Origin of the sequence: Stenotrophomonas sp. PA-6-5C (assembly GCF_021605635.1) — a bacterium.
Lineage (GTDB): Bacteria > Pseudomonadota > Gammaproteobacteria > Xanthomonadales > Xanthomonadaceae > Stenotrophomonas > Stenotrophomonas lactitubi.
This window is the reverse complement of sequence record NZ_WKEE01000023.1, coordinates 63,834-71,567: the sequence shown is the minus strand read 5'-3', so window position 1 is coordinate 71,567 and position 7,734 is coordinate 63,834. Positions and strand designations below refer to the sequence as shown.

Below are 7,734 nucleotides of genomic sequence, written 5' to 3'. Positions count from 1 at the left end.
CACCATGACGTTGCGCTCCTTCTCCGTCACGGCCTTGGGAGCCACGGCGGGAATCAGGAGCATCATGAAGGCCGCCAGATGCAGGGCGATTACAAACGCGATACCGACGATGCGAGGCCAGCTCAGCCCCGAGTCATCGGGTTGTTCGTACCGGTGAACGACTAGTTGTTCCGTCATGCGCCAAGAGCTCAATAGTGGGGCCGGAATCCCGGGGGCGGGATCCCTGATCAGCGGTGCATGACACCGCAGGAACCTCCAAGCTTATACCAATCCTGAGCGCTTGCGCATCATCTGGGCAGGCGTTCAGGCGTTATTCCTACTTACTACAGGTTGATGATTTTCTTGGCATCAGCCTGGTTCTTCACGCCCTTCTCCAGCGCCTGCTGGGCGGCCTTCTTGGCCTCCGGGACACGACCTTCACTGTGCAAAACACGTGCCAGATTCAGGTAGGTCTCACCGTCCTTGGAGAGCGGGGCGGCCTTCTGCCACGCGTCGATCGCCTGCGGCACCTGGTCGGAGTAGTAGTAGGACTGGGCCAGTGCCAGGTAGACCTGGTAATCCGGCTTCAGGATGCCCTTCTGCAACCCCTCGTTGATGACCGCGATGACGTCCTTTTCCTTGTTCTCGGTGTTGGCATAGATCGAGTACAGCTGCTTGTACTCGCGCTCTTCGGTGAGCTGACCGCTGCTGCGCAGCTTGTCCATCACCGCGGCGGCCTTCGGCATCTGGTCGGCCTGCATGTACATGTTGGCCAGGTTCAGCTGCGCTTTCTTGTCATTCGGGTTCTTGGCCGCCAGCGCTTCGGCGGCCTGCACGGCCTCACCGGTCTGGCCGGCTTCGGACAGGGCGGCCATCAGCAGCTGGTTCCAGTTGTCCTTCGGCTCGGCAGCGCCTGCGATGGCCTGCTTCAGCACCGGGATCGCTTCCTGGTAGCGCTCCAGCTGGTACAGCGCCTGGCCCTTGATGATCAGCTCTTCCGGCTTGGTCGACTTGCTCTCGGCGAAGTACTTGTCCAGGGTCGCCAGGCCTTCAGCGGTCTTGTCTTCCTGGATCTCCAGCTGGCCCAGCATCAGCATCGACTGGAAGTGGCCGTTGTTGTCCAGGCCGTTGAACTGCAGCACCTGCTTCAGGTAGGCGATGGCGGCTGCGGTGTCGTCGGTCTGGTAAGCGGCCTGGGAGGCGAGCTGCGCGGCCAGCGACTTGTCGTACTCGTTGGCGCCCTCGGCGGCCAGGATCTCGTCGGCCAGCGTGCGGGTCTCCGGGAACTTTTCCTTGTTGTAGCTGTCAATCATCTTCTGCAGCTTGCTGCCCAGCTTGGCCGACGACTTCGCTGCCGGCTCCTGGCGGGTCGCGTTCGGGAACAGCACTTCGGCCTTGGCCTGCTTGCCGCCGCGGTTGCCACGCTCGGACGAACGCGAAGACTGCGCGAACGCGTCGGTGACCACGGCGCCGGTCAGGGCAGTGGCGATGAGGACGGAAAGCACAGCTTTGTGGTTACGGAAAATCATCGTTCACCTCGATCGAACCGCCGGTAGCGGCAAAGTCGGACTGTCAGAAAAATCTGAGCCGCCAAACGTATCAGAAACAGATGGCGTGAGAAATCGTTTTATGTGCTGCAATACAGCATGAATTTGCGCACTCAGCCACACTTTGGCCGGCGTCCGGCGGCCTGGGCCTGCTGGTAGACGGGCCCGAGAGCCGGTACATCACGCTGCAACTCCCTGATCCGATTGGCTGGATCAGGATGGGTAGACAGCCATTGCGGGCTGCGACCGCCGCTGGCGGCCATCATGTTCTGCCACAGATCGACGGCCTGGGCGGGGTTGAATCCGGCCTCGGCCATCAACCGCTGACCGATCACGTCAGCCTCGCTCTCCTGGGTGCGTGAGCCGGGCAACAGGAACGCGGTCTGCGCCCCCATCCCGCCGAGCTGGTTGACCGTGCTGGCCGCGCCATCGCCGCCATACGCGCCGGCCAATGCCCCCAGCACCGCCAACCCGGTCTGCGCGCCCATCTGCCGGGTGATGCGCTCTTCGTGGTGGCGGGCGATCACATGGCCGATTTCATGGCCGATCACCGCGGCCAGCTGATCCTGGTTCTTGGCGACACTGAAGATGCCTGTGTTGACCCCGACCTTGCCGCCCGGCAGGGCGAAGGCGTTGGGTTCCTTGTCGACGAACACCGCCGTCTCCCACCGTACGCCACGGTACTGAGGCGGCAGCTGTGCGACCAGCGCGTTGACCACGCATTGCACGTAGCCGTTCTGGCGGCCGTCGCTGCTGATCTTCTCCTTCTGCTTGGTTTCGGCGAACGCCTGCGCACCCAGCTGATCCAGCTGTGCCTGCGACACACCGCCCACCATCTGCCGACGGCCGGTGGGTGAAGTGGTGGTCGCGCAGGCGCTGACCAGAGTGGTGATGACGATGGCCAACAGCAGTTGTTTCATGGAGCGCCCCCCGAGTTCAGAAGCCCAGTGTGTAACGGGTCTGCTTAATCTTTCGTCAAGCGGACAGAGCCTTACGTTGCCCCGAAAAACACCAGGGCTGCAAGCGCCACGGCATTGTTCAGTGCATGTGCGGCGATCGCCGCCCACAAGCTGCCCGTGCGGCGGTACAGCCAGCAGAACGCAGCGCCCATGCCGCCATAGACCAGCCACAGCTGTGCGATCTCGGCCGGGCCATTGGCGCTGGTACCGGGAATTTCATGGATGAGCGCGAACGCCAGGCTGCTCAGGATCATCCCCAGCCACGGCCGTCCGGCCTGCCACAGACGCCCGAACAGGACCCGGCGGAACAGGAGTTCTTCGTAGGCGGGTGCAAGCACCACGGCAAACAACGTCAGGAACAGCGGAAAACGGGCAACCGCGTTCTGCATCAGTTCGAGGTTTGTCGGCACCGGCTCGATGCCCATCTGCTTGGCCACGAAGGCGATACCGTTGCTGCCGATCACGATCGCGCTGGCAACCAGCAGGGTCCAACCCCAGGTGGAGGGGCGACGGAGTGCGTCCCGCGAACGCTGGCGTTCGACAGCGTTGGCCGGTCGGCGCCAGAAATACACCAGCAGCGCTGCGCCGCCGGTAGCGACCAGCGCCATCAGGATCTGCCCGAGCGCACCGGGTTGGCCGAGCTGCTGGGCGACCGTTGCCGTATCGGGCGTGCCGCCCCCGGATTTGGCGCTGGCATAGCCGACCACGATGCCGCGATAGAGTCCCCAGATCAGACCACTCACCAGGCTCAACCCGAACAGGGTGACGGCGGCGATGCCGAGGTCGATGAAGAAACCCGCCAACGGCGAGGAGGCGCGGGGGGCAGTGGTTGCCGGCGGGACCGGCGGCGGAGCGGAAACCGGGACGGAAGCGGACATCGATTACCTGCGATCAAGGGACAAAAGCCGGCGCACCTCCCCGTGCGCCGGCCACGATCCGATTGTGTCAGATATCCAGATTGGCGACCTTCAGCGCGTTGTCTTCGATGAAGTCACGACGCGGTTCGACCACATCACCCATCAGGGTGCTGAAGATCTGGTCAGCGGCGACTGCATCTTCGATACGCACCTGCAGCAGGCGACGGGTATCGGGATTCACGGTGGTATCCCACAGCTGTTCCGGATTCATTTCGCCCAGGCCCTTGAATCGCTGGATCTGACGGCCGCGCTTGGCTTCGTCCAGCAGCCAGTTGCGGGCCTGCGCGAACGATTCGACCTCGATCGACTTGGCGCCACGGGTGATGACCGCGCCTTCGCGGACCAGACCGTGCAGCAGCTGCGCTGCCTGGTGGATGCCGCGCAGTTCGCCGCTTTCCAGCGCGGACAGCGGCAGCACCTGGATGTGCTGTTCGCCCATGTGGCTGCGCGTGACCAGCACTGCAGCCGGACGCTGCTCGTTGGGTTCCTGCAGTTCCAGGGTGAAACGGGCGCTGCCGAGGTTGCCCTGGTTGAGGTGCTTGGCCAGCGCGTCCAGGCCTTCGCCAGCACCTGCATTGCGCAGGTTTTCCAGCTCCAGCGGCATGAAGTCGACCAGCGCTTCGAGCAGGTTGCGATCGTAACGGTGGGTATTGCGGTTGATCGTGTCCTGCGCGGCAGCGTAGGCGAGCAGCAGCTTTTCCAGTGCCACACCGTCGATCGGCGGCTCGCCGCTAGCCGGCACCAGCCCAGCGTTTTCCACTGCGCTGCTGGCCAGATAGCTGTCCAGCGCCGGATCGTCCTTCAGGTACAGCTCCTGCTTGCCCTGCTTGATCTTGTACAGCGGCGGCAGGCCGATATAGACATAACCGCGCTCGATCAGCTCCGGCATCTGACGGTAGAAGAACGTCAGCAGCAGGGTGCGGATGTGCGCGCCGTCGACGTCGGCGTCGGTCATGATGATGATCTTGTGGTAACGCAGCTTGTCCGGGTTGTACTCGTCGCGACCGATGCCGGTGCCCAGCGCGGTGATCAGCGTACCCACCTGGTCGGACGCCAGCATGCGGTCGAAGCGGGCACGTTCCACGTTGAGGATCTTGCCGCGCAGCGGCAGCACCGCCTGGTTCTTGCGGTTGCGGCCCTGCTTGGCCGAACCACCTGCCGAGTCACCCTCGACGATGAACAGTTCGGACAGCGCCGGATCCTTTTCCTGGCAGTCGGCCAGCTTGCCCGGCAGGCCGGCGATATCCAGCGCACCCTTGCGGCGGGTCAGGTCACGCGCCTTGCGCGCCGCTTCGCGGGCACGGGCAGCGTCGACGATCTTGCCGGCGATGGCCTTGGCTTCGTTCGGGTTTTCCTGCAGGAACTCTTCCAGGCGCTGGCCGAACGCACTTTCCACGGCCGGGCGCACATCCGAGCTGACCAGCTTTTCCTTGGTCTGGCTGGAGAAGCTCGGGTCCGGCACCTTGACCGACAGCACCGCGATCATGCCTTCGCGCATGTCATCGCCGGTCAGGTTGATCTTGGCCTGCTTGGCGATGCCGTTCTGCTCGATGTAGTTGTTGAGCACGCGGGTCAACGCGCCACGGAAGCCGGCCAGGTGGGTACCACCGTCCTTCTGCGGAATGTTGTTGGTGAAGCAGTACATCGTCTCCTGGTAGGAGTCGGTCCACTGCAGCGCCACTTCCACGGTGATGCCGTTGGATTCGCCGGTCACCGAGATCACGTTCGGGTGCAACGGCGTCTTCAGCTGCGCCAGATGCTCCACGAAGCTGCGGATGCCGCCCTCGTAATGGAAGTCGTCGCGGCGGCCATCACCACGCTCGTCCACCAGCACGATCTTGACGCCGGAGTTGAGGAAGGACAGTTCGCGCAGGCGACGGGCCAGGATGTCGTAGTGGAATTCCACGTTGTCGTGGAAAGCCTTTACCGAGGGCCAGAAGCGCAGGGTGGTGCCGCGCTTGGTGCTGGGCCCGACCTGCTTCAGCGGGTGCAGTGCCGCGCCGTCGGCGTATTCCTGCTGGTAGTGGAAACCGCCTTGGTAGATATCCAGGACCAGCTTCTGCGACAGCGCGTTGACCACGCTGACACCCACGCCATGCAGGCCGCCGGAAACCTTGTAGCTGTTGTCGTCGAACTTGCCGCCTGCGTGCAGGACCGTCATCACGACTTCGGCTGCAGACACGTCGCGGTCGAGCTTTTTGCTCATCTGCTCGTGCTTGCCCGTCGGAATGCCGCGACCGTTGTCGGACACTCCGACCGAGCCATCGGCATGAATCGTCACCGACACGTGATCGGCATGGCCGGCGAGGGCTTCGTCGATCGAATTGTCGACGACCTCGAACACCATGTGATGCAGGCCGGTGCCGTCATGGACGTCGCCGATGTACATGCCTGGGCGCTTGCGGACAGCCTCCAGGCCTTCCAGGGCCGTAATGCTGTTGGCGTCGTAGTTGCCGTTGTTTGCCGGGGTGTTCTGTTCGTCGGTCATTGCGCTTGCCGTAGGCTCCGCAGGTCGGACACCGCTTTGAGCGATGTGCCGAGAATGAAGGGATAGCAGCCTGAATTATACCAGCCGGGGCTGAGCGGCCTTGCCGTGCCCACTATGGCACAGCCACGATCTGTGCATGTTCCACGTGGAACCGGGTGATGTTGCTCAGACTCTCCAGTGCCGCAGGCGCTTCTGTGGCGGTGATGAAGATCTGCGCCGGTGCCGCCAACAAGCGTTGCAGTACCCGGGCCTGGTGGGTTCGATCCAGCTCCGAGGCAAGATCGTCCAGCGCGATGACGGGCCACTCGCCGCGCTGCTCAGCGTAATCCTCTGCCTGAGCCAGCAGACAGGCGAGGGCGGTGAGCTTGGCCTGGCCGCGTGAGAGCGCATCGCGGCCTGGAATGCTGTGAAACGCCACGCTCCAGTCCGCGCGGTGCGGGCCCAGCGAGGTGTAACCCGCCTGACGGTCGCGCTCGCGCGCCAGCAACAGTGCATCGGCCAGTGGAACCTCGCTTCGACGCCAGCCGGGGCTCAGGTTCATGCCCACAATTCCCAACTGAGGAGCCAATGCCTCGGCCAAGGCGATCGTCCGGGACTGCAGCCGCTCCAGGTAGTGCTGCCGACGACTGGTCAGCGGCTCTCCCGCCTCGGCCAGCTCGTGATCCCAGGTATCGAGCATCCGAGACGGCCCGCCCTGCTTGAGCAGGGCATTGCGCTGCTTCAACGCCCGCGAATAGCGCCGCCACAGGGAAAGAAAGTCTGGTTCCACGTGGAACAGGCCCCAATCGAGGAAACGCCGGCGCGGTTCACCACCACCACTCACCAGGGCATGGCTGCCTGGTTCAAAGGTGACCACCGCCAGCGCGGCACACAGGTTTCCGAGCTGGGCAACGTCTTCGCCATCCAAGCGCCCTTTCCACTCCTGTCCACTATGCCGCAGGCCCGCTTTTCGCCGCTGCGCAGGCAGATCACCGCGTTGCTCGTCCCATTCCACGAAGACCTCCAGGGCTTCATGGCCCTGACGCACCAGGCCATCGCGTACCCGCCCGCGGAAACTCCGCCCATAGGCCATCAGATGCAACGCTTCAAGGACGCTGGTCTTGCCAGCGCCGTTGTCACCGGTCAGCAGATTCACCCCTGGCTGGGGCGACAGCTCCACTGCATCGAAACGACGCAACTGGTGGAGGGCAAGACGACGAATCTGCATGGGATGCGACAGACCATCCGCACGTGGCGGTAGAGGGGCGGGGAATCACCCAGCTTACTGCATTGGTCAAGCCAGCCGTCATGGCTGGACGCGGCCCGGCATCAGCGAGCCCTGTCGACGTTGGAGAACATGTGTTCCCCGTGGCGGGGGCTTGAGTGCCGGCGACAGGCGACCGGACAGCGGCCGAAATCGTTCAAATCCAGCAGCTGGCCAAGGCTCAAGGAGCCCAGATTTCAAAAATCCGGCGGCCGTTGCACGCGCACCAGGCCTGACGGCGCGCCGCGGTGGCCGTCAGTACTCCGAAAATTCTTTGAAATCTGCTGACAGCGGCCCCGCCAGGTTCCACAGATTTCAAGAAATTCAAAGCCTCCGTTCCACGCCATCCACAGCGGGCCTGTATGACTTATACACAAGGTGTGGGCGAACTGTGGATAAAAAAGGCACTTTTACCTCGCCTCAAAACTATCCACAGGTTCCCCCCCAGGCTTGATGGCCTATATACAGGGGGTTTCAGACCTATAAAGTTGTTTTAAATCAAAAACATAGCCTACTTCTACATGAAATCTGGCCCTACCATCACCACCAAGCTTTTGATTTATACCCAGATTTAGAAGCTAGGGACGCCCCGAATTTCCGC

At 63.1% G+C, this 7,734-nt stretch carries 5 protein-coding genes and 1 pseudogene; all 6 read right to left on the bottom strand.

Features of this window, described 5'->3' with window-relative positions; all coding sequences use genetic code 11:
• Nucleotides 1–177: pseudogene (locus GIW57_RS11915) on the bottom strand (energy transducer TonB); the annotation flags it as partial.
• 146 nt (nucleotides 178–323) lie between these two features.
• On the bottom strand, nucleotides 324–1,508 hold the full coding sequence (locus tag GIW57_RS11910) for a tetratricopeptide repeat protein (RefSeq protein ID WP_100461709.1): 1,185 nt from the start codon (nucleotides 1,506–1,508) through the stop codon (nucleotides 324–326).
• 131 nt (nucleotides 1,509–1,639) lie between these two features.
• Entirely contained in the window at nucleotides 1,640–2,446 is an 807-nt protein-coding gene (locus GIW57_RS11905; protein WP_100461708.1) for a M48 family metallopeptidase, read from the bottom strand.
• Between the two features lie 71 nt (nucleotides 2,447–2,517).
• Complete coding sequence (locus GIW57_RS11900; RefSeq protein WP_236510983.1) at nucleotides 2,518–3,363, bottom strand: CPBP family intramembrane glutamic endopeptidase; 846 nt, start codon at nucleotides 3,361–3,363, stop codon at nucleotides 2,518–2,520.
• 67 nt (nucleotides 3,364–3,430) lie between these two features.
• The gene (gene gyrB, locus GIW57_RS11895) at nucleotides 3,431–5,890 is read right to left on the bottom strand and encodes a DNA topoisomerase (ATP-hydrolyzing) subunit B (RefSeq protein ID WP_100461706.1); all 2,460 of its coding nucleotides are present in this window, start codon (nucleotides 5,888–5,890) and stop codon (nucleotides 3,431–3,433) included.
• A 112-nt stretch (nucleotides 5,891–6,002) separates the two neighbouring features.
• Nucleotides 6,003–7,097, bottom strand: coding sequence for a DNA replication/repair protein RecF (gene recF, locus GIW57_RS11890; protein WP_100461705.1), 1,095 nt, complete (start codon nucleotides 7,095–7,097; stop codon nucleotides 6,003–6,005).
• Nucleotides 7,098–7,734 lie beyond the last annotated feature (637 nt).